Raw genomic sequence first — 25,698 nt, 5'->3', positions numbered from 1 at the left:
ACTCCGGCTGGGTGGAGGGATTTCGCGCGTGCGGGGGCATCAGAGTTCGGTCGCGCCGCGCTTCATGATGCGGCCGTGGAAGAACGCGAGGGCGAGAAGCACAGCTCCGAATTCGAGAGCGACAAGACCGGTGATGACACCGACGTCCAGCGCGGTGATGTGAAGGGGTTCGAATGGGGCGGGTGCGCCGCTGGCGGCGTACTTCTTCAGCTCCTGCTGCTGCTCCCATGCCACGAAGGGAACCCGGGTGGCGAAGATGACGGCGATGGCCACTTCCACGGCGAGTACGAAGCGGTGGGTGACGGCGTATCGCCAGCCGCTGATGCGCTTCACGAAGATGCTCTGCGCGTTCTTGCGGGCGTAGATGACGCAGACGCCGACGCCGGCGACAAGGAGCACGATGACGGAGACGATGAGGTTGAAGATCTGCAGCCGGAGTTCGTTGACCGCGTCTCTGAGATCCAGGGCGGTTTTCTGGCCGACAGGACTCACGGCGTTCACGTAGTTCTGCAGTTTTTCCGTCTTGATTCCGTTCAGTGCGTCGTCGGGGTCCTGGAAGACGACGCCGGCCTGAGTGGCGAACGCGGTATAGGCGTCATCCGTGAGGAAACGTGACCCGTTGGGGACGACGACAAGGACCGGATCGCGCACCAGGGACCGGTCTTCGTCCGGACCGTGTGCCGCGCTGTAGACGTAGGCGCCGGTGTTGTAGCCGAAGAGGCGCTGGCCCGTCCTGCTCGTCAGTGTCTCGACCGGGATGTGCCGTTTCAGATCCGGATCGATGATCTGGGAAGCCGCTTTGGTGATGGCCGGTGTGTGAGAGCGCAGGGATTCCGGAACGATGACCCGTACCGAGCGCGAGTCGGACGCCTTGCCGCTCTTGGCTGTCGAGGTATAGCGGTGTCCCGCCCGGTCGAGAACCGGCTGCTTGCTGAGATACGTCTCGTTGACGACGAGGATCTCGCCGGTCGGCAGGTGCGCGTCGGGTGCGGAGATCTGGAGATCCCGGCGCCCGGCGACAATGACGTTTCCGTCCCGGTCGGCCTGGCGCAGCCAGGGGCCCACGTGTTTGTTCACCTGGTCCATGTGCACGGCGAAAGCACCGTTGATGCGAATCGTGACCGCATCACCCACCGTGCGGTAGATGTCCCGGTTCTCCTGACGTGTCATGACGTCCCGGCCCGCGAGGGTGACATTCGTGGCAATGCTGAGAGCGAGCAGCAGTGCCGGAATGCGGATGAGGTAGACGCTGATGGATGCCGCCCGCGAGGGCAGTTCGCCTTTGAGGGCACGCAGTACGTCGACCTTGAAGGTCAGAGCCAGCGCGGCCGCATGGGTGGCCAGCGCCACAAGTGCCAGGAGGACCACGACTGTTGCCGCCACCGAAGCGAACAGGCCCCACCAGGCGAAGCCGTTGGAGAAGCCGAGGAGGGCCAGCGTCGCGGCCGCCGTGATGCCGGCCGCCGCCAACCAGAAGACCGCCAGCTGCCGCAGATCGCGCAGGAGGATGCCGGTGAAGGACAGGCCCTGCAGCCGAAGAACCCCGTACGCCTTCGCGCTGAGCAGCACGCTCGCGCCGGTCATCGTCAGCGCCGCGAGGGCGACCACGCACAAGGCCCGGAACAGGGGGTCGTCCGTGTAGGTGGCGGACAGTTCGGCGTACGACAGGGGATGCGAGACGCTTGCGGTCAGGCCGAGGTCGGCGAACGCGCCCCTCAAGGCTTCGGCGTCCGCGGCGGATCCGAACACGTAGTAGGGACCCCGCGGGTCTTGCTGTGCGATGTCGGAGAGCGGACGCACCCGCGTCTCGTAGGCGCTGCTGAACGCCGGATACCCCCCGCTCAGCCATCCCGCTGTCAGGGAGCCCGGGCGGCCCGGGGTCACGTAGAGATTCCGTACCCCGTCGGGGTTCTTCAGGTCGGTCACATCGCGAGCCACTCCGACTCCGTGCTCGGTCGAGAACGACTCGACGGCTCGGGCGACTTGAGCGGCGCTCACTGAATCGTCGGAGTCGAACACGTCGACCAGCGCCGAGTTCCCCAGCGGCGCACTCTCGTCAAGCCCCCGCACGAACAGAAAAGCCAGTACCGCGGAGAAGGCCAGGATGGCGGCGTGGACGAATCGAATACCTCGGTGCAGCATCGAATACCTAGGTTGAGAGCGCGCGGCGAGCACGCGTCCGGGATTTTACAAGCGGTGAAGAACAGCTGGTGAAAACAGCTGTGGAGGCAAGCAGAACTCGCCTCCATAGCTGGGCTGAATTCAGGCATGCGAGGGCGGCGCCACCAGCGCAAACCGGAACCCGAGGTTCGACCTAAGACCTAGCAGGAGGTCTTGTAGTAGTAGCTGATCGAGCCGCCGTTCTTCGTACCCGAAGCGAGGGACCAGTTCCCCGCGGAAGCGCAGCCACTGGCGAAGGTCGTCCTGCCGATCTTCACCGAGGAGGAGTGCTTCTTGCTCGGGTGCTTGTAGTTCGACCACGCCGTGTTGGCGCCCTCGTCGTAACTCCACTTGCCGCCGCCGACATCGACGGTGGTGGCAAGCGCCGGAGTAGCCGCGGCGAACAGGAGGCCCGCGGTCACGACTGCGGCCTTAATCCCAGTTCTCTTGTTCATGAATGAATCCCCGTTTTCATGAGAGTGGTCTGGACGAGGCAAAATCTTTATACAGAGCGTGGTCACGTCACAACCGCAAGATCACGTGATGTAAGTAACCCTTAAGAAACCCGCGAGTCGACTGGCCGCATCGATGCCCGGGTGATAGCCGCGCGCAGAGAGAGCAAAGGACAAAGCCCGGCCGCAACCGAAGGTGAACTCCCAGGTGGGGTCGAGTACTTGGGCAACCTCGGCTGAAGGCGGTGCTTTCGGTCATGGGGGGCCCGGCTGTGGCCGAAAAGGGCGAGACAAGCCGGTGTCGCGATGGCATCCTTGATCGCGCCGACCTTCAACAGGGCCGCGCACGGGGGGTATTGCGGTGCATGCGATTCGTGGGCGTTGAGAGGCCTGGAGCCTCTGTGATCCGCCCTGTCTCAACAGCTGCTCCGGAAGCCTTCCTTGATGTCCCTTGCCCACATATTCCGCTCGTCGCCGCCTTCTTCGGGCGTCGCGACAACGCCCGCGGCATCTCCTGTCGCCCCGCAGCATCGCCGGATTCTCGTCTGGCTGATACCGGTGCTGTGGACCCTTTCCTTCGGGCTGTGGGGCCTGTCGCGGCAGGGCAGTGTGTGGCGGGACGAGGCGGCGACATGGCAAGTGGCCGGGCGTTCCACGGCCGATATCTGGCACATGCTGGGGAACGTCGATGTCGTGCACGGCTGTTACTACCTGTTGATGCACGCCCTGTTTGAATGCTTCGGCCCCAGCACCACAACCCTGCGATTGCCTTCGGTTCTCGCCATGTGTGTGGCGGCGGCGTGCGTGGCGGTCATCGGCCACCGACTGGCCGGAATATGGGTGGGATGGGCGGCTGGAATGGCTTTCGGGCTGCTTCCGGCCGTGCAGTTCTATCTCCAGGAGGGACGCCCGTACGCGCTGGTCGCCGCCGGGGCCGGAATCGCCACGTTGCTCCTGGTGACCCTGCTGCAGGGGCGGGGCCGGGCGGTGCACTGGGCCGCGTACGGCGGCACCGTCCTGGTGAGCGGGCTGTTGAACTGGCTCTCGCTGATGATTCTCCCGGCCCACCTGGCGACGCTGCTGTGGACCCGAGCCGGCCGGCGCGTGTGGACACGCTGGACGATCGCCTCCGCGGTCGCGACGGCCTGTGTGCTGCCGTTGATCCTTTTCAGCCGCAGCCAGTCCGTACAGGTGTCCTGGATACCGCCGCTGACCTGGCACATGCTGATCGGCCCGGCGGTCCTGCTGGCGATCGGTGGCGTCGGCGCACTCCTGGACCGGCCCCGAGCGGGCCGGCTGTCGGTGGCGACCGTCGGACTGCCGCTGCTGGCGGTGCCGCAGATCATCCTGATCGGCCTCTCGCTGATCCAGCCGCTGTTCCTGGACCGGTACGTCCTGTTCAGCCTGCTGGGGCTGGCGCTGCTGATCGGTACGGTCGTCGGCTCGGCGGTGAAGGCGGTGCGGCCCCGCCACCCGAGGGCGTCGAGGTGGGTGCTCCCCGCAGTGATGGTCGTCGCGATGGTGGCGCTGCTGCCGCAGTCGCTGGCCAAGCGGTCCCCGTCGAGCCGGGTGGACGACGTCGTGGCGATCGCGTCGAACGTGCGGCGGATGAAGGAGACCGGGAACGGCCTGCTCTTCATCCCCTCGGCGCGGCGGGACACCAAGTCCGTCTCCCCGAGCGCCTTTTCGGGTCTGCGGGACATCGCCCTGGTGGAGAACCCGGTGGAGTCCGGGACCCTGAAGGGCGTGGAGGCGAACCCGCACCGGATCCGTGCCGCGATGCTGGCCCACCGGCGGATCCTGCTGGTGACGGACGCGGCACGGGTGGCGAGGCCGGTGTCGGCCGAGCGGGACAGGGTGAAGGCCTCCGTGCTGAGGAAGTACTTCACGGTCGTGGCCGACCAGCAGGTCCGCGGCCGCAGGGTGACGGTGTACGAGCGACGCGTGCCGGCTGGTCGAGCATCGACCACTTGAAGGAACACCCCTGGTCAGAGAAGGGGATGCCGGGCTAGCGTCCCTGCATGGCAGCCTTTGATCCGTGGGACCCGGCGTTCCTCGCCGACCCCTACCCCGCCTACGCCGAACTGCGTGCCGAGGGCCGGGTGCACTACTACGAGCCCACGAACCAGTGGCTCGTCCCGCACCACGCGGACGTCTCGGCACTCCTGCGCGACCGCCGCCTCGGGCGGACGTATCAGCATCGGTTCACGCACGAGGACTTCGGACGGACGGCACCGCCGGCGGAGCACGAGCCGTTCCACACGCTCAACGACCACGGCATGCTCGACCTGGAGCCGCCGGACCACACCCGCATCCGGCGGCTGGTGTCGAAGGCGTTCACGCCGCGCACGGTGGAGCAGCTGAAGCCGTACGTGGCCGATCTCGCCGGCGAGCTGGTGGACCGGCTGGTCGCGGCGGGCGGCGGTGACCTGCTGGCGGACGTCGCCGAGCCGCTTCCGGTCGCGGTGATCGCCGAGATGCTGGGCATCCCGGAGTCCGACCGGGCCCCGCTGCGGCCCTGGTCCGCGGACATCTGCGGGATGTACGAGCTGAACCCGTCGCAGGACACCGCGGCGAAGGCGGTGCGCGCGTCGGTCGAGTTCTCGGAGTATCTGCGCGAGCTGATCGCCGAGCGGCGCAAGGAACCGGGCGAGGACCTGATCTCGGGGCTGATCGCCGCGCACGACGAGGGGGACCGGCTCACCGAGCAGGAGATGATCTCCACGGCCGTGCTGCTCCTCAACGCCGGTCACGAGGCCACCGTCAACGCCACGGTCAACGGCTGGTACGCCCTGTTCCGCAACCCCGGCCAGCTGGCCGCCCTGCGCGCCGACCGCTCCCTCGTGCCCGCCGCCGTGGAGGAGCTGATGCGCTACGACACCCCGCTCCAGCTCTTCGAGCGCTGGGTGCTGGACGAGATCGAGATCGACGGTACGACGATCCCGAAGGGCGCGGAGGTCGCGCTGCTCTTCGGCTCGGCCAACCACGACCCGGCGGTCTTCACCGACCCGGAGCGCCTGGACCTGACCCGCGAGGACAACCCGCACATCTCCTTCAGCGCCGGCATCCACTACTGCATCGGCGCCCCGCTGGCCCGTATCGAACTGGCGGCTTCCATGACGGCCCTCCTGGAGAAGGCCCCGACCCTGAGCCTCGCCCAGGACCCGGACCGCAAGCCGAACTTCGTGATCCGGGGGCTGGAGGGGCTCAGCGTCGCGGTCTGAGCCGCCGGAGCAGGGCCCACGCGCCCAGGGAGAGGGCGGTTCCGCCGAGGACCGCGAGCGGCAGTTCGGCGTAGAGAACGCTCCAGTCCGGACTCTGTTCGAACCGCCAGAGCCGTTCCCGGACGCCGACGGACCACACAGCGAGTCCCGCGCCGGCTCCGACGGCCCCGGTCAGACATCCCGCGGCGGCCTGCATACGTTGCCCCATGTCCGGCATGGACGTACTCAGGCCGCCCGGGGGTTCCCGGCGCGGGTCAGGTCGTCATGTCCCGGCGCCGCAGCCCGGCCAGCCCCGCACCCACCAGCAGCACCGACACCCCGAGCAGGACCAGCACCGGCCCCCACTCCATCGACCCGCCCGGCAGCTTCGGCAGATGTCCGAACGGCGACACGTCCAGCACCGCCTGTGGCACATCCAGCGCCGGTCCGACCCAGCCGATCAGCAGCACCGCCCCGGCGATCCCCCACGCCGCCATCGCCGTCCGCGGCGCCAGCCCGTAGAGCAGCACGGCGATCCCGCCGATCACCCACACCCCGGCCACCTGCACCAGGCAGGACCCCAGGATCGGCCCCACGTCCTTGCCGTATCCCACGGCGAAGCCCAGCCCGGCGAGCAGCATGATGAGCACGGTCCCGCCGAAGGCCACCGCCAAGTGGCCCGCGGCCCACCGCAGTCGGCCCACCGCGTTCGCGAGCAGGGGCTCCGCGCGGCCGGACGTCTCCTCGCCGTGCAGCCGCAGCACCGAGGCGACGACATACAGGGCCGCGATCAGCCCCAGCATGCCGATCATCGAGGCGAGGAACGCGTCCGTGATCCCGGACTTGCCGCCCATGCGCTCGAAGATCTCGCGCGCCTTCTCGTTGTCGCCGACGAGGTCGGCCGCGCCGTCGGTCAGCCCGCCGTAGACGACCCCGGCGAGGAAGAAGCCGAGGCTCCAGCCGAGCACGCTGCCGCGCTGGAGCCGCCAGGCCAGGGCGCCCGCGGAGCCGAGCCGTCCGGCCGCCGGTCCGGGGCGGGTGGGCAGGAAGCTCATGCCGATGTCGCGGCGGCCGGCGAGTTCGTACGCCACCGCGCCTTGTGCGAGCGCCGCCGCCACGAACAGGAGGAGCACCCACCAGCGTTCGTCGGCGTACGGCCGCAGGTTCTCCAGCCAGCCGATCGGGGACAGCCAGGTCAGGACGGACGAGCCGTCGTCCGTCGCCGAGTCGCCCGCCGCGCGCAGTACGAAGGCCGCGCCCAGCACCGCCGCCGTCAGACCGCGGGCCAGCCGCGCGCTCTCCGTCAGCTGGGCGACGATCGCCGCCATCGTGGCGAAGACCATGCCGACGCCCGCGATGCCGAGCCCGAAGGCCACGGCCCCCGAGCCTCCGTGCCCCGCCATCCCGCCCGCGACCAGCAGCGCCAGCACCGCGTTCGCGACGGCCGCCGCCAGCAGCCCGGCCGTCAGCGGGGCCCGGCGGCCCACCATGCCCGAGGAGATCAGTTCCTGGCGGCCGCTCTCCTCCTCGTCCCGGGTGTGCCGTACGACGAGGAGGAGGCTCATCACGGCGGCCAGGGCACCGGCGTAGACGCCGACGCGCCAGGCCGTCAGGGCGCCGATCGAGTCGTCGAAGACCGGGCCGACCAGGGCGCGCAGGGAGGAGTTCGTCGCCATCTGGTGCATCAGGTCGTCGCGCTGGGCCTGGGTGCCGTACAGGTTCTTCAGGGTGTTCGGCATGGAGAGGACCATGAGTGCGTTGACCCCGACCCAGACCGGGATCGTCACGCGGTCGCGGCGCAGCGCGAATCTCAACAGGGTTCCGGTGCCCGCCAGTTGGCGCGCGCCCCCGGACCGTACGGCGAAGGCGGTGGCGGTCATCGGGCCGCCACCTCCGCCTGCTCCCCCTGCTCCTCCTGGTAGTGGCGCAGGAACAGCTCCTCCAGGGTCGGCGGCGTCGAGATCAGGGACCGCACGCCCGACTCGCTCAACTGCCGCAGTACGGCGTCGAGTTTGTCGGTGTCGACCTGCAACCGCACCCGCTTTCCCTGTACGTCGAGGTCGTGCACGCCGGGCAGATGCGCCAACCCGTTGGGCGGACCGGCCAGTTCGGCGGTGACGCTCGTGCGGGTCAGATGGCGCAGTTCGGCCAGCGAGCCGCTCTCCACCGTGCGGCCCTTGCGGATGATGCTGACCCGGTCGCAGAGTTCCTCGACCTCGCTGAGGATGTGCGAGGACAGCAGGATCGTCCGGCCCCGGTCCCGCTCCTCCTCCACACAGCCCTGGAAGACCTCCTCCATCAGCGGGTCCAGGCCCGAGGTCGGCTCGTCCAGGATCAGCAGGTCGACGTCCGAGGCGAAGGCGGCGACCAGGGCGACCTTCTGCCGGTTGCCCTTGGAGTAGGTGCGGCCCTTCTTGGTGGTGTCCAGCTCGAAGCGCTCGATGAGGTCGGCGCGGCGCCCGGCGTCCAGGCCGCCGCGCAGGCGGCCGTAGAGGTCGATGACCTCGCCGCCCGACAGATTCCGCCAGAGCGTCACGTCGCCGGGGACGTACGCGATCCGGCGGTGCACCTCCACCGCGTTCCGCCACGGGTCGCGGCCGAGCACCTGTGTGCCGCCGGAGTCGGCGCGCAGCAGGCCGAGCAGGACGCGGATGGTGGTGGACTTGCCGGCGCCGTTCGGCCCGAGGAAGCCGTGCACCTCGCCGGTGTCGACGTCCAGGTCGAGGCCGTCCAGGGCGTGGGTCGTGCCGAACGACTTGTGGAGTCCGGAGACGGTGATTGCCTTCGTCATGGTTCCGAACGTACGCTTCTTTCAGAAGTTTGTGAAGTTAGGGAAGGCTCTGAATCGCTGGTTAGGATGACGACCATGGCAGAGGTGGCGGGACGTGACGCGGAGGCGGTCTCGAAGTTCGTGGAGGGCTTCGCCGCCCAGCTCGTCGAGGCCGGGATGCAGCGGATGCCGGCCCGGGTCTTCGCGGCCCTGCTCTCCTCGGACTCCGGCACGCTGACCTCGGCCGAACTGGGCGAACAGCTCCAGGTCAGCCCGGCCGCCGTGTCCGGGGCGGTGCGCTATCTCGCCCAGCAGCACATGGTTTCGCGGGAGCGCGAGCCCGGTTCACGCCGCGAGCGCTACCGGGTGCACAGCAACCAGTGGTACGAGGCCCTCACCAACCGCGAGGCCGTCCTCAAGCGGTGGGAGGGTGCCCTGCGCGAGGGCGTCACCAGCCTCGGCGCCGACACCCCCGCGGGCCGCCGCATGGCCGAGACGCTCGCCTTCTTCGAGTTCATCGACGGCGAGGTCTCGGCGATGATGGAGCGTTGGCGGGTCCACCGGGAGAAGGTCTTCGGCCAGGACTGAGCGGTACGGGTCCGAACGGGTACGGGTCGGAACGGGTACCGGTCATGTCCTCGGCATCGCCGACACGGCAACCGGTGGCCTCGCCGTACGTGACAGCAAGGCCCCCGAGGGTCCCCTTCTCCGCCTCGGCGCCGAAGGCTGGTCCGCCTTCCTCGCCGGGGCCAAGAAGGGGACCCTCGGGGGCCGCCGCCGCTGACCGGCTACCGCTCCTTCGTCTCCTCCAGCACCGTCCGCCCCAGCAGCGCGTACCGCTCAGGGGCCCGGCGCTTGAGGTACTGCGCGTAGCCGATGCCCGCCGCCGCGACCAGTGCCACCAGCCACGGGGTCGCCTTCAGCACCGGCGAATCGGACTCCGAGCCGGCCGCGACGCTCATGTTGGACACCAGGAGGAGCACCACCGCGAGCATCGCGATGCCGCCGAGGAGCGGGGCGGTGAAGGTCTTGAACCAGTGCCGACTCTCGGGGTGGTTCTTGCGGAAGTAGGCCAGTACCGCGAACGAGCACACCGCCTGCACGACCAGGATCGCCATGGTGCCGAGGATGGCGAGCAGGACGTAGAGGGCGTTGGCCGGATCCTTGCTCGTGGCCCAGAACGCGACGATCAGAACGGCGCTGATCACGGTCTGCACGAAGCCCGCGATGTGCGGGGAGCCGTGCTTGGCGTGGGTGCGGCCGATGGTGTTCTTCAGCGAGGGGAGGACGCCCTCGCGGCCCAGCGCGTACATGTAACGGCTGGCGCAGTTGTGGAAGGCCATGCCGCAGGCGAGTGAGCCGGTGATCATCAGCCACTGCATGAGGTCGACCGCCCAGTGGCCGACGTAGTGCTCGGTGGGGTTGAAGAAGAGGGCGAGCGGGTTCGCCGACGAGGCGACCTTGACGGCCTCCGTCTCGCCGTTGCCGATGATGGCCATCCAGGAGACGAAGACGTAGAAGACGCCGACGCCGAGGACCGAGATCATCGTCGCCTTGGGGATGATCTTCTTCGGGTCGCGGGACTCCTCGCCGTACATCGCGGTCGACTCGAAGCCGACCCACGACCAGAAGGCGAAGAAGAGGCCGAGGCCCGCGCTGGTGCCCTTGAACGCGTTGACCGGGTTGACCGGGCCGAAGGTGAAGCCGTGCGGGCCGCCGCCGTGCAGCGCGACCGAGATCGCCATCGCCGCGAGGACGGTCACCTCCGTGCCCAGCAGGACGACGAGCAGCTTCTCGGCGACCGAGACGCCGAACCAGGTGCCCGTCGCGTTGACGGCGAGCATCAGGATCGCGCAGGCCCACCACGGGACGTCAAGTCCCGTCTGGTCCTTGAGGGTTCCGGTGGCGAAGATCGAGAAGATGCCGATCAGTGCCGGCTCGAACACGACGTACGCGAAGGTCGCGAGCAGGCCCGACGCGAGTCCCACGGTGCGGCCCAGGCCGTAGGAGATGAAGCCGTAGAAGGCGCCCGTGGACGTGATGTGCTTCGCCATCGAGGTGAAGCCGACGGAAAAGATTGCCAGGACGACCATTGCGACGAGGTAGCTCGCCGGGGCGCCGATGCCGTTGCCCGACGACACCATGAAGGGCACGTTGCCCGTCATCGCGGTGATCGGCGCGGCGGTCGCGACGGCCATGAAGACCACGCCCAGCAGGCCGATGGCGTTGGGCTTGAGCCGGTGAACGGCGTCGTCCTCGCTTGTGTTCGCCGCGGGGGCGACTCCTTCGTCCACTGCCATCGGGATGGCTCCTTTCCTGCTGCTCGGCTGGTGTGTTCGAACCGGAACTCTGTAGGCCGAATGAGTCGGGCAAGGGTTTCGGGGCGTTAAATGTTTGTCAACCAGACCTTTAGAAATCTGAGGAAACCTGGGGGCAACACGCCCCTCGTACGGTCACCGCCATGAGTACGTACACCTCGACCCTCGGCGGCCGGAGCTACCGCTTCGACTCCCTCGCGCGCCTGCTCGCCGCCGCGAGCCCCGAGCGCTCCGGCGACGTCTTGGCCGGGCTGGCCGCCTCGTCCGCCCAGGAGCGGGTCGCGGCGCGCTGGGCGCTGGCGGACGTACCGCTGACCGCCTTCCTCGCCGAGCCGGTGGTCCCGTACGAGACCGACGACGTGACCCGGCTGATCGTCGACACGCACGACGCGGCGGCGTTCGCGCCGGTGGCCGGTCTGTCGGTGGGCGGGTTCCGGGAGTGGCTGCTGGCGGCCGGGGCCTCCGAACTGGCCGCCGTCTCACCCGGGTTGACGCCGGAGATGGTGGCGGCGGTGTCGAAGCTGATGGGGAACGCCGATCTGGTCGCGGTCGCGCGGAAGGTGCGGGTGGTGACGGCGTTCCGCTCGACGATCGGCCTGCCGGGGCGGTTGGCCACGCGCCTCCAGCCCAACCATCCGACGGACGACCCGGCCGGAGTCGCGGCGGCCCTGCTCGACGGGCTGCTGCTCGGCTCGGGCGACGCGGTGATCGGCATCAACCCGGCGACGGACAGCCCGAAGGCGGTGCGGGACCTGCTGGAACTCCTCGACGGAGTGATCCAGCGCTACGCGATCCCCACCCAGTCCTGCGTCCTGTCCCACGTCACGACGAGCATGGACCTGATGGAACGCGGGGCCCCGGTGGACCTGGTCTTCCAGTCCATCGCGGGCACCCAGGCGGCGAACGCGTCCTTCGGTGTGACGCTGGGCCTCCTCGACGAGGCGTACGAGGCAGCCCGGGCGCTCGGCCGGGGCACGGTCGGCGACAACGTCATGTACTTCGAGACCGGCCAGGGCAGCGCGCTCTCCGCCGACGCGCACCACGGGGTGGACCAGCAGACGGTGGAGGCACGGGCGTACGCGGTCGCCCGCCGCTACGACCCGCTCCTCGTGAACACGGTGGTCGGCTTCATAGGCCCGGAGTACCTGTACGACGGCCGCCAGATCCTCCGCGCCGCCCTGGAGGACCACTTCTGCGGCAAACTCCTCGGCCTGCCCATGGGCCTGGACATCTGCTACACCAACCACGCCGACGCGGACGACGACGACATCGCCACGATGCTCACCATGCTCGGCGTGGCCGGCGCGTCCTTCGTGATCTGCACGCCGGGCGGCGACGACATCATGCTCAACTACCAATCCGCCTCGTACCACGACGCGTTGTACCTCCGTGAGGTCCTCGGGCTGCGCCCGGCACCGGAGTTCGAGGCGTGGCTCGGCTCGATCGGCCTGCTGGGCGAGGGCGGCGAGATCAGGGACGTGTCCGGTACGACCCACCCGTTGACCGCGATCGGAAGGGAACTGGTGGCATGACGACCAGTCAAGTGACGGCTGTAGAGCGGGAGTTGTGGCCCTCCCTGCGCCGTCACACGCAGGCGAGGATCGGCCTGGGGAGGGCGGGCTCGGGCCTCCCGACCCACCACCGGCTGGAGTTGCAGGCCGCGCACGCGGCGGCGCGGGACGCGGTGCACTCGCCGTTCGAACCGGACGTGGTGGCGGAGGCGCTGCGGGGGGAGCCGACGGTACGGGTCCGCAGCGCGGCCCCCGACCGCCTCACCTACCTCCAACGCCCGGACCTGGGACGCCGTTTGGATCCCGCCGACCGGGCGCATCTGCCGGTGGGTGAATGGGATGTCGTCTTCGTGGTCGCGGACGGACTGTCGAGCCGGGCGGTGCACGAGCACGCGGCGGCGATGGTGCGCGCGACGACGGCACTGCTGCCGACGTCCTGGCAGGTGGCTCCGGTGGTGCTGGCCGAACAGGCACGCGTGGCCCTGGGTGACGACGTCGCGTCGGCGATGGGCGCCACGATGGTCGTGGTCCTGGTCGGCGAACGCCCCGGCATGTCGGCGGCGGACTCCCTGGGCGCGTACCTGACGTACGAGCCGCGACCCGGCGTGACGACGGACGCCGACCGGAACTGTCTGAGCAACATCCGCCCACCGCTGGGTCTGACGTACGAGACGGCGGCGGGGAAGCTGGCGCGGCTGATGGAGAGGGGGCGGGAGCTGCGGCGGACGGGGGTGGAGCTGAAGGACGAAAGCGATCACAGCGGTGTGATCGAAGGCGCCGCTAAGAAGAGCCCGGCACCGTAAGCCCCCAGGCCCCCTCCCACACCGTCCACGTGCGCCTGCGCACCGGTCCCCACACCCCCGCGTCCGCCCGGTAGCGGAAGTCCGCCCCGGACACGCTCACGCAGCGTCCCTGCGCCCGCAGGGGCGAGGCCTCCGCGCCCACCGACAGGGGGCGTACCTCCACCTCGGCCAGGCCGGAGGCGCCCGGGGTCACGGACACGCCTTCCACCGGCTGGTCGAGGTCCACCAGCGTCACGCCGTCGACCTCGACCCGCAGCCGGGCCGGCCGGGGCGCGGGGGCCGGGGTCTCGCGGGCCGGCACCAGGGTCCGTACCAGGGACTGGGCCGTACGCAGCCACGGGCGCCCCGCCTCCACCGCCGGCGCCTGCCCGGTCACCGGCGGGATCCGCAGGGCGCCGAGCACCACCCCGTCGCTGTCGTCCACCAGGAGGTCGAGCCGCCGCTCGACCCCGTCCAGGACCGCCCGCGCCGCCGCCACCGCCCCCGTGGGCACCCCCAGGGAACGCGCCACGGAGAGCAGACTGCCCACCGGAACCACCGACAGGGCACATCCGGCCAGCTCCCGCTGCCGGTGCAGCAGGGACACGGCACGGACCAGAGCGCGGTCGTCCCCGACCACCACCGGCCGTCTGGACCCCCGCCGGGAAAGTGCCCGGGCGAATTCCTCCGGCCCCTCCGGAAGGCACACCTTCGCGTGCGCACCCGCGCTGAGCACGTCTTTTGCGATGCGGACCGACTCCCCGTCCGTCCGCCGGGCGACCGGATCGATGACCACCAGCAGCTGATCGGACGTCGCGGAAGTCACCACCTCGGTCCTGCCTCACTTCCTCGGGTAGCATCTTTGTGCAAGAGCCCCTTGCGCTATTGCGCCAGGGGCTTCGTCTATTCCGGGGCATCCGGTCCGACGGTTTGCGGCCAACGACGGTCGCGGTGCACGCGGCGGTGAACCTTACGCGTACGCCCCTGACCTTGGACATGCCCCGCCCGGAAGGGGTGTACGCGCGTGCCCGCACTTGTGCTGCTCGGTGCTCAGTGGGGTGACGAAGGCAAGGGAAAGGCGACGGACCTGCTAGGCGGCTCCGTCGACTATGTGGTGCGCTACCAGGGCGGCAACAACGCCGGCCACACGGTAGTCGTGGGCGATCAGAAGTACGCCCTTCACCTCCTCCCTTCCGGAATCCTCTCCCCGGGGTGCACCCCGGTCATCGGCAACGGTGTCGTCATCGACCCGTCGGTCCTGTTCTCCGAGCTGAACGGGCTGAACGAGCGCGGCGTCGACACGTCCAAGCTCCTGATCAGCGGTAACGCTCACGTCATCACGCCGTACAACGTGACGGTGGACAAGGTGACGGAACGCTTCCTCGGGAAGCGGAAGATCGGTACCACCGGGCGCGGCATCGGCCCGACGTACGCGGACAAGATCAACCGCGTGGGTATCCGCATCCAGGACCTGTACGACGAGTCGATCCTGACGCAGAAGGTCGAGGCGGCCCTCGACGGCAAGAACCAGCTCCTCACCAAGGTCTTCAACCGCCGCGCCATCGAGGTCGGCCAGGTCGTCGAGGAACTGCTGACCTACGCGGACCGGCTCAAGCCGTACGTCGCCGACACCGTCCTGGTCCTCAACCAGGCGCTGGAGGAGGACAAGGTCGTCCTCTTCGAGGGCGGTCAGGGCACGCTCCTGGACATCGACCACGGAACGTATCCCTTCGTCACGTCCAGCAACCCCACCGCGGGCGGTGCCTGCACGGGCGCCGGCGTCGGCCCGACGAAGATCAGCCGGGTCATCGGCATCCTCAAGGCCTACACGACCCGTGTCGGCTCGGGTCCCTTCCCGACCGAGCTGTTCGACAAGGACGGCGAGGCGCTGCGCCGTATCGGCGGCGAGCGCGGTGTGACCACCGGCCGTGACCGTCGCTGCGGCTGGTTCGACGCGGTTATCGCCCGGTACGCCACCCGCGTCAACGGCCTGACCGACTTCTTCCTCACCAAGCTCGACGTCCTCACCGGCTGGGACGAGATCCCGGTCTGCGTGGCGTACGAGATCGACGGCAGGCGCGTCGAGGAACTCCCGTACTCCCAGACCGACTTCCACCACGCGAAGCCGGTGTACGAGTACCTGCCGGGCTGGAACGAGGACATCACCAAGGCGAAGTCCTTCTCCGACCTCCCCAAGAACGCCCAGAACTACGTCAAGGCGCTCGAGGAGATGTCCGGCGCCCCGATCTCCGCGATCGGCGTGGGTCCGGGCCGGGACGAGACGATCGAGATCAACTCGTTCATCTAGCGTTTCCCGCAGGGTGGTCCAGCGCCCCCGGTGCGGCTTCGGCCGGCCCGGGGGCGTTGTCATGTCATGCCCATCCTTGACCCGGACATGGGCTGTTCCTGGTTTCCGCCGGGGCGACGGGCGACCACGATCTACGCGTGTAGTCCCCGCACGACTCCTTCGTAGCCCGAGTCACCCCAGCCCAGGAGACCTCATATGCCCGTCAGTCCTCTCAACCGCCGGGAGTTCGTGAAGAAGTCGGCCGTCACCGGTGCCGCCGTCGCCGCCGCGGGAACGGTCGGCACCGGAACCGCCCAGGCCGCCGAGCACAGGCCCGGCAAGGCCCCCAGGACCTGGTCGTTCTCCATCCTGGGCACCACCGACCTGCACAGCCACGTCTTCGACTGGGACTACTACCTGGACGCCGCCTACAGCGACAAGGCCGGCAACTCCGTCGGTGTCGCGCGCGTCGCCACCCTCATCAAGCAGCAGCGCGCGGCCAAGGGAGAGGAGCACTGCCTTCTCGTCGACGCCGGCGACATCATCCAGGGCACCTCGCTCGCGTACTACTTCGCCCGCGTCGACCCGATCACCGGCAAGGACGGCAAGAAGGGGCCCCAGCACCCCATGGCCGTCGCCATGAACCACATGCGCTACGACGCCGCCGCCCTCGGCAACCACGAGTTCAACTACGGCATCGAGGTGCTGCGCAAGTTCGAGCAGCAGTGTCACTTCCCGCTGCTCGGCGCCAACGCCCTGGACGCCAAGACCCTGCGGCCGGCCTTCCAGCCGTACACCGTGAAGCGGATCTGCGTCCCCGGCGCCCCCGACATCAAGGTCGGCATCCTCGGGCTCACCAACCCCGGCATCGCGCTGTGGGACAAGGACAACGTCAGCGGGAAGATGGTCTTCCCGGGGCTGGTCGAGCAGGCGAAGAAGTACGTGCCGCGGCTGCGCGCGCTCGGCTGTGACGTCGTCTTCCTGACCGACCACTCCGGCCTCGACGGGTCGACCTCGTACGGCGACGCGCTCCCGTACGTCGAGAACGCGTCCAACCTCGTCGCCGAACAGGTCCCCGGCATCGACGCCATCCTGGTCGGCCACACGCACGTCGAGGTGCCGTCGTACACCGTCAAGAACGAGGAGACCGGCGCGGACGTCCTGCTCTCCGAGCCGTACTGCTGGGGCTACCGGCTCAGCGTCTTCGACTTCGAGCTCGAACTGCACCACGGCCAGTGGAAGATCACGAGCAAGAAGGCCCAGACCCTCAACCCCAACACCGTGGACGAGGACCCGGAGATCAAGAAGCTCCTTCAGGCCGACCACGAGCTGGTCGTGAAGTACGTCAACACGGCGGTCGGCACCTGCACCGAGGACCTCTCGGCGGCCGACTCGTGCTGGAAGGACGTCCCGATCATGGACTTCATCCACGAGGTCCAGATGGAGACGGTCAAGGCGGGCCTGTCCACGAGCGACGCCGCGCTGCCCCTGATCTCCGTCGCCGCGCCCTTCAGTCGCACCGCCGACATCCCGGCCGGCAGCGTGACCATCAAGGACGTCGCCGGGCTCTACATCTACGACAACACCCTGTACGGCAAGAAGCTCACGGGCGCCCAGCTCAAGGACTACCTGGAGTACGGGGCGAAGTACTACCACCAGGTCCCCTCGGGCACGAAGGTCGACACCGCGACCCTCACCAACGCCAACAGCTTCTGGGACTACATGTACGACACCGCCGCGGGCGTCTCGTACGACATCGACATCGCGCAGGCGGAGGGTTCGCGGATCAAGAACCTCAGCTACAACGGCGCGGCGGTCACGGACGACCAGGTCTTCGTGGTGGCCGTCAACAACTACCGCGCGAACGGCGGTTCGGGATACCCGCACATCGCGGCGGCCGACATCGCGTACAGCTCCACCAACGAGATCCGCCAGCTGATGATCGACTACGTGACGGCCAAGGGCGCCCTGAACCCGGCGGACTTCGCGGTGACCAACTGGAAGCTGACGCAGGACGGTACGGCGGTGTTCTCGTAGCATGCCCGCATGACTCGGGCGACGGTTCGTGAGTGGCACGAAGAAAAGGACTGGGGAGTCCTCGACTCCGGGGAGACGCCCGGCGGTTGCTGGGCGCACTTCTCCGCCGTGGAGATGCCGGGGTTCCGGACTCTCGCCGTGGGCCAGGACGTCGCTGTGGAATGGGAGGCGGCCGAACAGGACGGTTATCGGTACCGGGCTGTTCGGGTCGTCCCCGCCGACTGACCCCTCTCACCCGGCGAACGCCCCCGCATGCGCCGCCGCCCACTCCGCGAACGTCCGCGCCGGCCGGCCCAGTAGCTTCGCCGCCGCCGGCAGGACGTCCGCTCCGCGGTCGCTGTCCAGGGTGCGCTGCATGATCGCGTCGACGACCTCCGGAGGGAAGCCGTAGCGCTCCATGCCCGCGCGGGCCGCTTCGGGCGGGAGCGGGCGGGCGTGGAGGTCGCGGTCCAGGACGTCGGCCAGGATCGACAGTTCCTCGACCGGGGTCAGCGACTGCGGGCCGCTCAACTCGTGGGTGGCGCCCGCGTGTTCGTCGGTGGTCAGGGCGCGGGCCGCGATCTCCGCCAGGTCCGCCGGGTCGATGCTCGCCGCCGGGCGGTCCGCGAAGGGCATCGACACCTCGTCACCGGCACGGAGTTGGCCCGCCCACTGCAGCGCGTTGGACATGAAGCGGCCGGGGCGGAGCAGGGTCCATGACCAGGTGCGGGACGGGTCCGTCACCGCTGTCTCCGCCGTCGCGTGCCAGCGGGCGATCACGTCGCTTCCCGCTCCCGCGTCCAGCACCGACAGCTTCACGACCCGTCGGACTCCTGCCCTCGCCGCGGCCTCGGCGAGGGCGAGGTCATGGGTCGGGCCGGGGGCGGTGCCGACTCCCTGCGCCGACATGAGGAAGGCGCCGGACGCGCCCGTGAACGCCGCTTCCAGGCTCGCCGGGTCCTCCGCGTCGCCGTACACCGCCTGCACGCCCTGGGGCAGCCGTGCCTCGGCCGGGCGGCGGGTCATCGCCCGCACCGGCTCTCCCGCGGCCGCGAGCCGCCGTACCAGTTCGCCGCCCACGTGTCCGGTCGCCCCGGTCACCACGATCATCGTCGTCTCCCTCGCTCGCCGGTGTTGCGCAGATGACTCCAGCCTGCGCGTGGCGGCCCCGGCAGGCGTCGCACCGGGGGAGGCGGCCCGGCTGCTTCCAGGGGAGTAGGCGGCGGAAGCAGCCAGGGAGAAAAGCCGCATACGGGCATATCCTGGGACCGTACCCCGCGTGCGTCGACCAGAAGAAGGTGAATGCGATGCGCGTACTGCTCAAGGCGTCCATGGACACGGAGAAGGCGAACGAGGCCATCCGGAACGGCACTCTGGGCAAACTCGTCCAGGAGGCAGTGGAACAGATCAAGCCCGAGGCGGCCTACTTCACCACCGACCACGGCAAGCGCACCGCGTTCCTGGTCTTCGACATGCAGGACAGCTCCCAGATGCCGGTGCTCAGCGAGCCGTTCTTCCTCAATCTGGGAGCCGAGATCTCCTACACCCCGGTGATGAACATGGAGGACGTGCAGAAGGGCCTGTCGCAGCTGGGCCGCTGACCCTCAGCTGAAGACGATCATCGATCCCTGCGCCAGGCTCCGCGTCGCCGCCGCGTGCAGGCCGAGCCAGACGTGGCGTTCGCGGGCGAAGGGGCTGGGGTCGTACGGCGCGGGGACGGCAGGCTCCTCCAACTCCGTGGGCGCGCGCGGTGGTTCGGGCGGCGTCGGGGGGTTGGCGGGGTCGATGCCGATCGACGGAGCCACGTACTCCAGTTCGCGCAGCAGGGCCTGGGCGGAGCCCAGCGGGCCGCCGCCGGCGAGGAGTTCGTCGTTCGACAGGGGCTGGGGGAAGTCCACGGGCACGTAGGCGCCCGCGTGGTCGTAGTGCCAGACGAGGTGCGACTGCTGGGCCGTCGCCTCGAACATCTCCAGCAACTGCTCGTAGTCGCCGCCCAGTTCGTCGACCGGCGTCATCGGGAGGCCGCACGCCTGGAGCAGGTACACGCGGCGCAGGAAGTGCAGGGCGTCGTAGTCGAAGCCGGCCACCGGGGCGACCTCGCCGGACAGGCCCGGCATGTACTGGTACACCGGCACCGGCGGCAGTCCGGCGGCGGCGAGCACGTTGTTGTACTGCGCGAGTTCCTCGGCGAAGGGATTGTCGGGGGTGTGGCACAACACGTCGACGAGCGGTACCAGCCACAGGTCACAGGCCAAAGAAGGCTCCTCACACGGCAAGGCGGTCAAGGCAGGGTAATCGGTGCGGCGCCCGGTCAGCTCCTGTTGTGCAGGTCCCATACCCACACCCCGTGGACCCACGTCCCGGGACGGCCCACCAGTTCGGTGACGGCCTTGCGCAGGGCGTCGTCGTGCGGCTGCGGCGTCACCACCAGGGCGCCTGCCTTCCAGTACGCGAAGTCGCGCTCGGCCTGCGCCCGCCAGTTCTTGCCGATCTTGGGGATCACGCCGGTGTAGCGGACATCACGCAGCATCTGCGAGGTGTAGCGGGGCGCGGCGCCGTAGATGCCGAGGCGGCTCTTGCCGTAGGGGCCGTTGAAGTAACCGCCGGGGAGGCTGAAGCCGAGGCCGGCCTCCTGCTGCCAGTGCAGCGCCTCCGCGTTGCCGGGGTCGGGCAGCGGCACCGGGACGAGCGACTCGCCCTCGCGGACGTACGGCTTCCACGCCCCGTCGGTGAAGAAGGCCGGCGTCGCGGGGCGCTCGACCGTCTTCAACGGGGCCGGGACCAGCGGGAGCAGGGCGAGGCAGACACCGAGCAGGCCGATGTACTGCGTGCCCAGGTTGCGGTTGGCCGTCAGCCGCTGGAGCGCCAGGGCGAGCAGCATGCCGAGCGCCGGGGCGCAGACCATCGCGACCCGGCCCTCGAGGACCGACTCGAACAGCGGCAGCTTGGCGAGCAGCGCCCAGGGGCCCGGGTAGACGTCGTCCGTCATCGGGATGCGGAACCTCGGGCCCAGGGACAGCAGCGCCGCGCCGACCGCGGTGAACGCCAGCGCCTTGACCAGGGCCTGTTCCCACATCCGTACGACGATCGCGAACGCGAGGGCGACCAGCGGCCAGCCGTAGAAGGCGTTCTGCTCGGTGGGGTTGAGGGAGAGGGAGTTGGCGCGCTGGGCGTCGCCCGCGATCAGGGAGCGTTCCGCGAAGGAGAGCAGGGCGAGCGGGCTGTTGCCCGCGTCGTCGCCGTGCAGCACGCTCTTGTAGCTCTGCGGACCGGCGAACTGCCAGGCCAGCGCCCACACCACGAGCGGGAGACAGACCGCGGCGGCGATCGCCAGGCCGTTCAGCAGCGGCCGCCAGCTCTGCTTCGCCACATCCCTGCGGACGACGCCGTAGGCGCCCGCGAACAGCATCATGCCGATCATCGCGAGCAGCAGCGGCTCCTCGCCGAGGAAGACCTGGTATGCCGCCATCAGGCCGAGCACGATCCCGTCGCGCACGACCCGGGTGCCGGTGCACAGGCGCAGGGCGCGGTCGATGATCAGCGGGATCATGAACAGGATCACGAAGTTGGGGTGCGCGTTGGCGTGGCTGACCATGGGCGGCGCGAAGGCGGCCAGCGAGGCGCCGACGAAGGCCGCGGGCCGCTGCCGTACGACGCGCTTCACGATCAGCCAGTACCAGGCGGCCGCGGTGGCGGCGAGGCCCAGCGTCATGACGATGCTGAGACTGACCGCGGGACCGGCGAGCAGGGTGAGGGGGGCGAAGGGGACGGACAGGCCCAGCATGACCGTGTTGGCCATGAGGTTCACGCCGTCGGGGAAGCCCTGCAGGTCGGAGAAGAGCGGGTTGCGGAGGTGGGCGAGGTTGTCGGCCGTGACCGCGAAGAACCACTCCCACTGGTTCTGGTCCTGGAGGGAGTCCGTGAGATAGCGGTGGTCCGGGTCGAACAGGCGGCCCGAGTACAGGGCCATCGCCATCAGCAGGAAGAGCAGGACGGCGAGGAGGTCGGCCTTGCGCAGGGCGCGGGCGCGCAGCCGGGTGAGGTCGGTGACGACGCGGACGTAGTCGAGGGAGCGCACCTTGGAGCCCGGCTGGTGGGACCAGTGGACCGGGACCTCGGCGACCTGCCAGTCGGCGCGCTGGAAGTGCCGCAGCACCTCGACGTCTATGCCCCAGCCGTTGATCCGGGAGGCGGCGAAGGCCTCGCGGGCCCGGTCGCCGTCGAAGAGCTTGAAGCCGCACTGGGTGTCCCGGATGCCGGGCACGGCCATCCAGCGTATGAGTAAGTTCCCGGCGCGGCCCAGCAGTTCGCGCAGCGGGTGCTGGCGGTCCGCGATCGTCGACCCCGGCACCGAGCGGGAACCGATCGCCGCCGTGTTCCCCTCGCTGAGCGCCTTGTCGAGCTGCTCCAGCCCCTCGATCGGGGACGCGAGGTCGGCGTCCGTGACCAGCACGCGCCGGCCGCGGGAGGCGGCCACGCCGAGCCGCAGGGCGTTGCCCTTGCCACGGTTGCGGGGGCCCGCGATCAGCTGGATACGGGAGTCGTCGCGGTCGGTGACCAGGTCACGGGTGGAGTCCGTGGACCCGTCGTCGGCGACGACGATCTCCCACTCGCCCCAGCGGCCCTCGTCGTCGCCCAGGTAGCGGGCGACCGCGTCGAGGGTGGGCCCGAGCCGCTGCTCCTCGTTGAACGCGGGGATGACGACGGAAAGGTCCACGCCCCTGGCCGGGGAGCTCACCCGTCCGCCAGCCGCTCGATGAGGGCCAGCGAGTGCGCGTTGTACGCGGCGACGATCGAACGGGCCGTCTTCACGTCGCGCTGCGCCAGGGCGTCGACCAGATCGGTGTGGCCGGACCACAGGGCGCCGCGCAGGTCGGTGAGCCGGCGCAGCTGCTGCACCGCGCACACCCAGGACTGCACGCGCAGCCGGTGCAGGAAGTCGCTGAGGTACGGGTTGCCGAACAGGCTGCCGAGCTCGCGCCAGAAGCGCAGGTCGTAGCCGATCAGCACGGTCAGGTCACCGGCGAGCGCGGCCCGCTGCGCCTCCTCGCCGCGTCGGCGCACCCCTGCGAGGGCGGCGGCCCTGCGCGGGTCGTCGGTCTCGGCGAAGCGGAAGTGGCCGTTGTCGAGCGCGTGGAACATGCCGTCGGTGACCAGGCTGCGGGCCCCGACGATGCCGCGGTAGTCGGCGACCGAGTACTCGTGGACGTGGAAGCCGCGGTGCTGGTCGGCGTCGAGGAGCCCCTGCGCGGACAGGTCGACGAGCGCCTCGCGCACGGGCGTCGCGGAGACCCCGTACTGCTCGGCGATCTCCTTGACCGTGAACTCCTGACCCGGCTGGAGCCGCCCGGCGAGCACCTCGTCGCGAAGCGCGTCGGCGATCTGCTGCCGCAGGGTGCTACGGGTCACGGAACCGTTACCACTGCTGCCGGGCATGGGTCGGGCGTCTCCTCGTCGCGGTCGGGTGGCGTGCACGTCCATATGTACGAGCACGCCACCTTACGCGTTCGGCTTCCTGGAGATGACCCGCGTAACTGTGGACGAGTGGTGCGGCACCTGAGCGGCCGCAGGCGGCTACTGCGTGTACTCGTCGGCCACACAGAGCGCCGCGTCCAGAGCGGCGAACCCCTCCTTCAGCTCGGCCTCGCTCACGTTGCACGGGGGCACGACGTGGGTGCGGTTCATGTTGATGAAGGGCCAGATGCCGTGCTTCTTGGCGGCACCGCCGAAGGCGGCCATCGCGGCGTTCGCCTCGCCCGCCGCGTTGTACGGCACCAGCGGCTCGCGGGTCTCCTTGTTCTTCACCAGGTCCAGCGCCCAGAACATGCCGACACCGCGCACCTCGCCGACGCTCGGGTGCCGCTCGGCCAGCTCGCGCAGCGCGGGCCCGACAACGGTCTCGCCCAGCTGCTTGGCGTTCTCGACGACGCCCTCCTCGGCCATGACGTTGATCGTCGCCACGGCGGCGGCGCAGGCCAGCGGGTGCCCGGAGTACGTCAGACCACCGGGGTAGGGCCGCTTGGCGAAGGTCTCCGCGATCGCGCCGGAGATGGCGACACCGCCGAGCGGCACGTATCCGCTGTTCACGCCCTTGGCGAAGGTCATGAGGTCCGGGGTCACGTCGAACAGGTCGGCCGCGAACCACTCACCGGTCCGCCCGAACCCGGCCATGACCTCGTCCAGAATGAAGACGATGCCGTACTTGTCGCAAATCTCACGTACGCCGGCGAGGTAGCCGGGCGGCGGAATCATGATCCCGGCGGTCCCCGGGATGGTCTCCAGGATGATCGCGGCGATCGTGCCCGGCCCCTCGAAGGCGATCGTCGTCTCCAGGTGCTCCAGCGCCCGCGCGCACTCCTGCTCCTCGGTCTCGGCGTAGAAGCGGGAGCGGTAGAGGTACGGCGCCCAGAAGTGCACGACACCGGCGGCGGCCCCGTCGGAGGCCCAACGGCGGGGGTCGCCGGTGATGTTGATCGCCTGCTGGGTACCGCCGTGGTACGAGCGGTACGCCGACAGCACCTTCGGCCGCCCGGTGTGCAGCCGCGCCATCCGTACGGCGTGCTCGACGGCGTCGGCCCCGCCGTTGGTGAAGAAGATCTTGTCCAGGTCCCCGGGCGTCCGCTCGGCGATCAGCCGGGCCGCCTCCGAACGGGCCTCGATGGCGAAGGCGGGCGCGAACGTGGACAGGGTTGCGGCCTGTTCCTGGATCGCGGCGACGACCTTCGGGTGCTGGTAGCCGATGTTCGTGTAGACGAGCCCGCTGGTGAAGTCCAGGTACCGCTTGCCGTCGTAGTCCCAGAAGTACGACCCCTCCGCGCCGGCGACGGCGAGCGGGTCGATGAGCTCCTGCGCGGACCAGGAGTGGAACACATGAGCACGGTCCGCGGCCTTCACGGCCGCGCCGACCTCGGGGTTTGGCTGAGGGGTCATGCCGGCGAGCGTAGGTGTCGGCGCCACGGACGCGACATCGGCGTCCTGTCTGCGGTCCGGGGGTTTCCGCGACAGGTTGTCGACGGAAGGGGAAGGCGACAGGGACAGCATATTGACAGCAAGCTGTCTAAATGACAGTCTCCTGTCATAGGTTCTCTTCGGTTCTCTTCTGGAGGAGGAGTCATGAGCAGCAGCCGCAAGCCCGTGTACCTCGCCCTGTACGACACCTTCGCCGACTGGGAGACGGGGCATGCGACCGCGTATCTCGCCCGCGCCAGGTACGAGATCCGCACCGTGGGACCCACCCGTGAGCCGGTGCGGTCCATCGGGGGCCTCAGCGTCCGGCCCGACCTGGCGCTGGACGAAGTACGCCCCGAGGACGGCTCCCTGCTGATCCTGCCGGGCGCCGACCTGTGGGACACCACGGACGACCTCGCCCCCTTCGCCCGACAGGCCCGCGCCTTCCTCGACGCCGGCGTCCCCGTCGCCGCCATCTGCGGAGCCACCGCCGGGCTCGCCCGCGAGGGACTGCTCGACGACCGGGACCACACCAGCGCGGTCTCCTTCTATCTCGCCGCGACCGGATACCGGGGCGGCGAGCGGTACGTCGACACGGACGCCGTCACCGACGGGAAGCTGATCACCGCCGGTCCCACCGAGCCCGTCGCCTTCGCGCGGGAGATCTTCCGGCTGCTCGGGGTGTACGAGGGCGAGGTGCTGGACGCCTGGTACCGGCTGTTCCACGACTCGGACCCGCAGGCGTACGCCGTCCTCGAGAAGGCCGGTCGGTGAGCCGCGAACGCCAGGACCTGCTGAGCCGCAGCGCGCTCGGGGTCTTCCGGCTCAACGGCCAGTTCCTGGGCGTGGCAGAGGAGTTGGCGCGCCCCGCCGCTCTCACCGCCGCCTGGTGGCAGGTGCTGGGCGCGGTGCTGGGGGAGCCGCTGTCCGTCGCCGGGATCGCCCGTGCGATGGGCATCACGCGGCAGAGTGTCCAGCGCATCGCCGATCTGCTGGTCGAGCGCGGGCTCGCCGAGTACCGGCCCAACCCCGCCCACCGCCGTGCCAAGCTCCTCGCGCCGACCGACGAGGGGCGCGCGGCGATCCGGCGCATCGACCCCGGGCACGCCGCCTTCGCCGGCCGGCTGGCGGCGGAGTTCGGGGAGGCCGAACTCGCCGAAGCCGTACAAGTACTGGAACGGCTGTCGAAGGTGCTCGACCAGCTGGGCACGCCTGTTACGGAACCGTAGACACCGCTCCGCCCACCTCCCC

Annotated in this window: 23 protein-coding genes and 1 pseudogene; 12 read left to right on the top strand and 12 right to left on the bottom strand. The window is 69.6% G+C overall.

The annotated features are described in order from the left end of the window. Window positions 1–39: 39 nt before the first annotated feature. Together OG303_RS23805 and OG303_RS23800 are read right to left on the bottom strand one after the other, a co-directional pair. Window positions 40–2,142, bottom strand: coding sequence for a hypothetical protein (locus tag OG303_RS23805; protein WP_405870714.1), 2,103 nt, complete (start codon window positions 2,140–2,142; stop codon window positions 40–42). 179 nt (window positions 2,143–2,321) lie between these two features. After that, window positions 2,322–2,615 (bottom strand): lactococcin 972 family bacteriocin, encoded by a 294-nt coding sequence (locus tag OG303_RS23800; RefSeq protein WP_405870712.1) that lies wholly within the window; start codon window positions 2,613–2,615, stop codon window positions 2,322–2,324. A gap of 555 nt (window positions 2,616–3,170) precedes the next feature. Between OG303_RS23800 and OG303_RS23795 the strand changes: the two genes are divergently transcribed. Further along, window positions 3,171–4,586 carry a hypothetical protein gene (locus tag OG303_RS23795; protein WP_405870711.1) on the top strand — a complete coding sequence of 472 codons (1,416 nt, stop codon included), beginning with the start codon at window positions 3,171–3,173 and terminating at the stop codon, window positions 4,584–4,586. A 47-nt stretch (window positions 4,587–4,633) separates the two neighbouring features. Next, window positions 4,634–5,836 (top strand): cytochrome P450, encoded by a 1,203-nt coding sequence (locus OG303_RS23790; RefSeq protein ID WP_405870709.1) that lies wholly within the window; start codon window positions 4,634–4,636, stop codon window positions 5,834–5,836. On the opposite strand, the gene OG303_RS23785 is transcribed toward OG303_RS23790, so the two are convergent. Genes OG303_RS23785 through OG303_RS23775 form a run of 3 tightly spaced genes read right to left on the bottom strand, consistent with a single transcriptional unit; the run spans window position 5,820 to window position 8,606 of the window. After that, window positions 5,820–6,044, bottom strand: coding sequence for a hypothetical protein (locus tag OG303_RS23785; RefSeq protein ID WP_405870708.1), 225 nt, complete (start codon window positions 6,042–6,044; stop codon window positions 5,820–5,822). The two genes, OG303_RS23790 and OG303_RS23785, sit on opposite strands and share 17 nt — an antisense overlap. A 46-nt stretch (window positions 6,045–6,090) precedes the next feature. Next, entirely contained in the window at window positions 6,091–7,695 is a 1,605-nt protein-coding gene (locus OG303_RS23780; protein WP_405870707.1) for an ABC transporter permease, read from the bottom strand. Then, the gene (locus tag OG303_RS23775; protein ID WP_405870706.1) at window positions 7,692–8,606 is read right to left on the bottom strand and encodes an ATP-binding cassette domain-containing protein; all 915 of its coding nucleotides are present in this window, start codon (window positions 8,604–8,606) and stop codon (window positions 7,692–7,694) included. The genes OG303_RS23780 and OG303_RS23775 overlap by 4 nt, the downstream gene beginning before the upstream one ends. A 75-nt stretch (window positions 8,607–8,681) precedes the next feature. On the opposite strand from OG303_RS23775, the gene OG303_RS23770 reads away from it, so the two are divergent. Together OG303_RS23770 and OG303_RS23765 are read left to right on the top strand one after the other, a co-directional pair. Continuing rightward, window positions 8,682–9,173: a GbsR/MarR family transcriptional regulator gene (locus tag OG303_RS23770; protein ID WP_405870705.1), complete on the top strand. Its 492-nt coding sequence runs from the start codon at window positions 8,682–8,684 to the stop codon at window positions 9,171–9,173. A gap of 40 nt (window positions 9,174–9,213) precedes the next feature. Beyond that, window positions 9,214–9,369, top strand: a pseudogene (locus tag OG303_RS23765) (DUF397 domain-containing protein); the annotation flags it as partial. A gap of 4 nt (window positions 9,370–9,373) precedes the next feature. Here the strand turns inward: OG303_RS23765 and OG303_RS23760 are convergent. Further along, entirely contained in the window at window positions 9,374–10,885 is a 1,512-nt protein-coding gene (locus OG303_RS23760) for an APC family permease (RefSeq protein WP_405870703.1), read from the bottom strand. 161 nt (window positions 10,886–11,046) lie between these two features. Between OG303_RS23760 and OG303_RS23755 the strand changes: the two genes are divergently transcribed. Continuing rightward, on the top strand, window positions 11,047–12,435 hold the full coding sequence (locus OG303_RS23755) for an ethanolamine ammonia-lyase subunit EutB (RefSeq protein ID WP_405870701.1): 1,389 nt from the start codon (window positions 11,047–11,049) through the stop codon (window positions 12,433–12,435). Beyond that, entirely contained in the window at window positions 12,432–13,217 is a 786-nt protein-coding gene (gene eutC / locus OG303_RS23750) for an ethanolamine ammonia-lyase subunit EutC (RefSeq protein WP_405870699.1), read from the top strand. The genes OG303_RS23755 and eutC overlap by 4 nt, the downstream gene beginning before the upstream one ends. On the opposite strand, the gene OG303_RS23745 is transcribed toward eutC, so the two are convergent. Further along, complete coding sequence (locus OG303_RS23745; RefSeq protein ID WP_405870698.1) at window positions 13,195–14,025, bottom strand: diacylglycerol kinase family protein; 831 nt, start codon at window positions 14,023–14,025, stop codon at window positions 13,195–13,197. The genes eutC and OG303_RS23745 overlap by 23 nt on opposite strands. Window positions 14,026–14,220: 195 nt before the next feature. Here OG303_RS23745 and OG303_RS23740 point away from each other — a divergent pair, with 195 nt between their 5' ends. The 3 genes from OG303_RS23740 (at window position 14,221) to OG303_RS23730 (ending at window position 17,745) form a co-directional block, all read left to right on the top strand. Next, complete coding sequence (locus OG303_RS23740) at window positions 14,221–15,504, top strand: adenylosuccinate synthase (protein WP_405870696.1); 1,284 nt, start codon at window positions 14,221–14,223, stop codon at window positions 15,502–15,504. A gap of 195 nt (window positions 15,505–15,699) precedes the next feature. Then, window positions 15,700–17,520, top strand: a complete 1,821-nt coding sequence (locus OG303_RS23735; protein WP_405870695.1) for a bifunctional metallophosphatase/5'-nucleotidase — start codon at window positions 15,700–15,702, stop codon at window positions 17,518–17,520. A 9-nt stretch (window positions 17,521–17,529) separates the two neighbouring features. Continuing rightward, window positions 17,530–17,745 (top strand): cold-shock protein, encoded by a 216-nt coding sequence (locus OG303_RS23730; protein ID WP_405870694.1) that lies wholly within the window; start codon window positions 17,530–17,532, stop codon window positions 17,743–17,745. A gap of 6 nt (window positions 17,746–17,751) precedes the next feature. Here the strand turns inward: OG303_RS23730 and OG303_RS23725 are convergent, their stop codons facing one another. Continuing rightward, window positions 17,752–18,609, bottom strand: a complete 858-nt coding sequence (locus tag OG303_RS23725) for an NAD(P)H-binding protein (protein ID WP_405870693.1) — start codon at window positions 18,607–18,609, stop codon at window positions 17,752–17,754. A 197-nt stretch (window positions 18,610–18,806) separates the two neighbouring features. On the opposite strand from OG303_RS23725, the gene OG303_RS23720 reads away from it, so the two are divergent. Continuing rightward, complete coding sequence (locus OG303_RS23720) at window positions 18,807–19,100, top strand: hypothetical protein (protein ID WP_405870692.1); 294 nt, start codon at window positions 18,807–18,809, stop codon at window positions 19,098–19,100. Window positions 19,101–19,103: 3 nt separating this feature from the next. Here the strand turns inward: OG303_RS23720 and OG303_RS23715 are convergent, their stop codons facing one another. From OG303_RS23715 to OG303_RS23700, 4 genes are all read right to left on the bottom strand, one after another. Continuing rightward, the gene (locus OG303_RS23715) at window positions 19,104–19,754 is read right to left on the bottom strand and encodes a hypothetical protein (RefSeq protein ID WP_405870691.1); all 651 of its coding nucleotides are present in this window, start codon (window positions 19,752–19,754) and stop codon (window positions 19,104–19,106) included. Window positions 19,755–19,810: 56 nt separating this feature from the next. After that, window positions 19,811–22,216: a dolichyl-phosphate beta-glucosyltransferase gene (locus OG303_RS23710; RefSeq protein ID WP_405870690.1), complete on the bottom strand. Its 2,406-nt coding sequence runs from the start codon at window positions 22,214–22,216 to the stop codon at window positions 19,811–19,813. A gap of 17 nt (window positions 22,217–22,233) precedes the next feature. Continuing rightward, window positions 22,234–22,935 carry a GntR family transcriptional regulator gene (locus tag OG303_RS23705; protein WP_405870689.1) on the bottom strand — a complete coding sequence of 234 codons (702 nt, stop codon included), beginning with the start codon at window positions 22,933–22,935 and terminating at the stop codon, window positions 22,234–22,236. A gap of 138 nt (window positions 22,936–23,073) precedes the next feature. Then, on the bottom strand, window positions 23,074–24,429 hold the full coding sequence (locus OG303_RS23700) for an aspartate aminotransferase family protein (protein WP_405870688.1): 1,356 nt from the start codon (window positions 24,427–24,429) through the stop codon (window positions 23,074–23,076). Between the two features lie 183 nt (window positions 24,430–24,612). Here OG303_RS23700 and OG303_RS23695 point away from each other — a divergent pair, with 183 nt between their 5' ends. Continuing rightward, on the top strand, window positions 24,613–25,221 hold the full coding sequence (locus tag OG303_RS23695) for a type 1 glutamine amidotransferase family protein (RefSeq protein WP_405870687.1): 609 nt from the start codon (window positions 24,613–24,615) through the stop codon (window positions 25,219–25,221). Further along, window positions 25,218–25,676, top strand: a complete 459-nt coding sequence (locus OG303_RS23690) for a MarR family winged helix-turn-helix transcriptional regulator (protein WP_405870686.1) — start codon at window positions 25,218–25,220, stop codon at window positions 25,674–25,676. Before OG303_RS23695 ends, OG303_RS23690 begins: the two co-directional genes overlap by 4 nt. Window positions 25,677–25,698 lie beyond the last annotated feature (22 nt).

The sequence above is a fragment of the Streptomyces sp. NBC_00005 genome (assembly GCF_045160215.1).
GTDB lineage: Bacteria > Actinomycetota > Actinomycetes > Streptomycetales > Streptomycetaceae > Streptomyces.
This window is presented reverse-complemented; position numbering and strand designations above follow the sequence as displayed.

Excerpts from the sequence above, each read along its gene's own strand:
- OG303_RS23805 (WP_405870714.1), bottom strand. The coding sequence starts at position 2,142 with ATGCTGCACCGAGGTATTCGATTCGTCCACGCCGCCATCCTGGCCTTC.
- OG303_RS23800 (WP_405870712.1), bottom strand. The coding sequence starts at position 2,615 with ATGAACAAGAGAACTGGGATTAAGGCCGCAGTCGTGACCGCGGGCCTC.
- OG303_RS23790 (WP_405870709.1), top strand. The coding sequence starts at position 4,634 with ATGGCAGCCTTTGATCCGTGGGACCCGGCGTTCCTCGCCGACCCCTAC.
- OG303_RS23785 (WP_405870708.1), bottom strand. The coding sequence starts at position 6,044 with ATGGGGCAACGTATGCAGGCCGCCGCGGGATGTCTGACCGGGGCCGTC.
- OG303_RS23780 (WP_405870707.1), bottom strand. The coding sequence starts at position 7,695 with ATGACCGCCACCGCCTTCGCCGTACGGTCCGGGGGCGCGCGCCAACTG.
- OG303_RS23775 (WP_405870706.1), bottom strand. The coding sequence starts at position 8,606 with ATGACGAAGGCAATCACCGTCTCCGGACTCCACAAGTCGTTCGGCACG.
- OG303_RS23770 (WP_405870705.1), top strand. The coding sequence starts at position 8,682 with ATGGCAGAGGTGGCGGGACGTGACGCGGAGGCGGTCTCGAAGTTCGTG.
- OG303_RS23760 (WP_405870703.1), bottom strand. The coding sequence starts at position 10,885 with ATGGCAGTGGACGAAGGAGTCGCCCCCGCGGCGAACACAAGCGAGGAC.
- OG303_RS23755 (WP_405870701.1), top strand. The coding sequence starts at position 11,047 with ATGAGTACGTACACCTCGACCCTCGGCGGCCGGAGCTACCGCTTCGAC.
- eutC (WP_405870699.1), top strand. The coding sequence starts at position 12,432 with ATGACGACCAGTCAAGTGACGGCTGTAGAGCGGGAGTTGTGGCCCTCC.
- OG303_RS23735 (WP_405870695.1), top strand. The coding sequence starts at position 15,700 with ATGCCCGTCAGTCCTCTCAACCGCCGGGAGTTCGTGAAGAAGTCGGCC.
- OG303_RS23730 (WP_405870694.1), top strand. The coding sequence starts at position 17,530 with ATGACTCGGGCGACGGTTCGTGAGTGGCACGAAGAAAAGGACTGGGGA.
- OG303_RS23725 (WP_405870693.1), bottom strand. The coding sequence starts at position 18,609 with ATGATCGTGGTGACCGGGGCGACCGGACACGTGGGCGGCGAACTGGTA.
- OG303_RS23720 (WP_405870692.1), top strand. The coding sequence starts at position 18,807 with ATGCGCGTACTGCTCAAGGCGTCCATGGACACGGAGAAGGCGAACGAG.
- OG303_RS23705 (WP_405870689.1), bottom strand. The coding sequence starts at position 22,935 with ATGCCCGGCAGCAGTGGTAACGGTTCCGTGACCCGTAGCACCCTGCGG.
- OG303_RS23700 (WP_405870688.1), bottom strand. The coding sequence starts at position 24,429 with ATGACCCCTCAGCCAAACCCCGAGGTCGGCGCGGCCGTGAAGGCCGCG.
- OG303_RS23695 (WP_405870687.1), top strand. The coding sequence starts at position 24,613 with ATGAGCAGCAGCCGCAAGCCCGTGTACCTCGCCCTGTACGACACCTTC.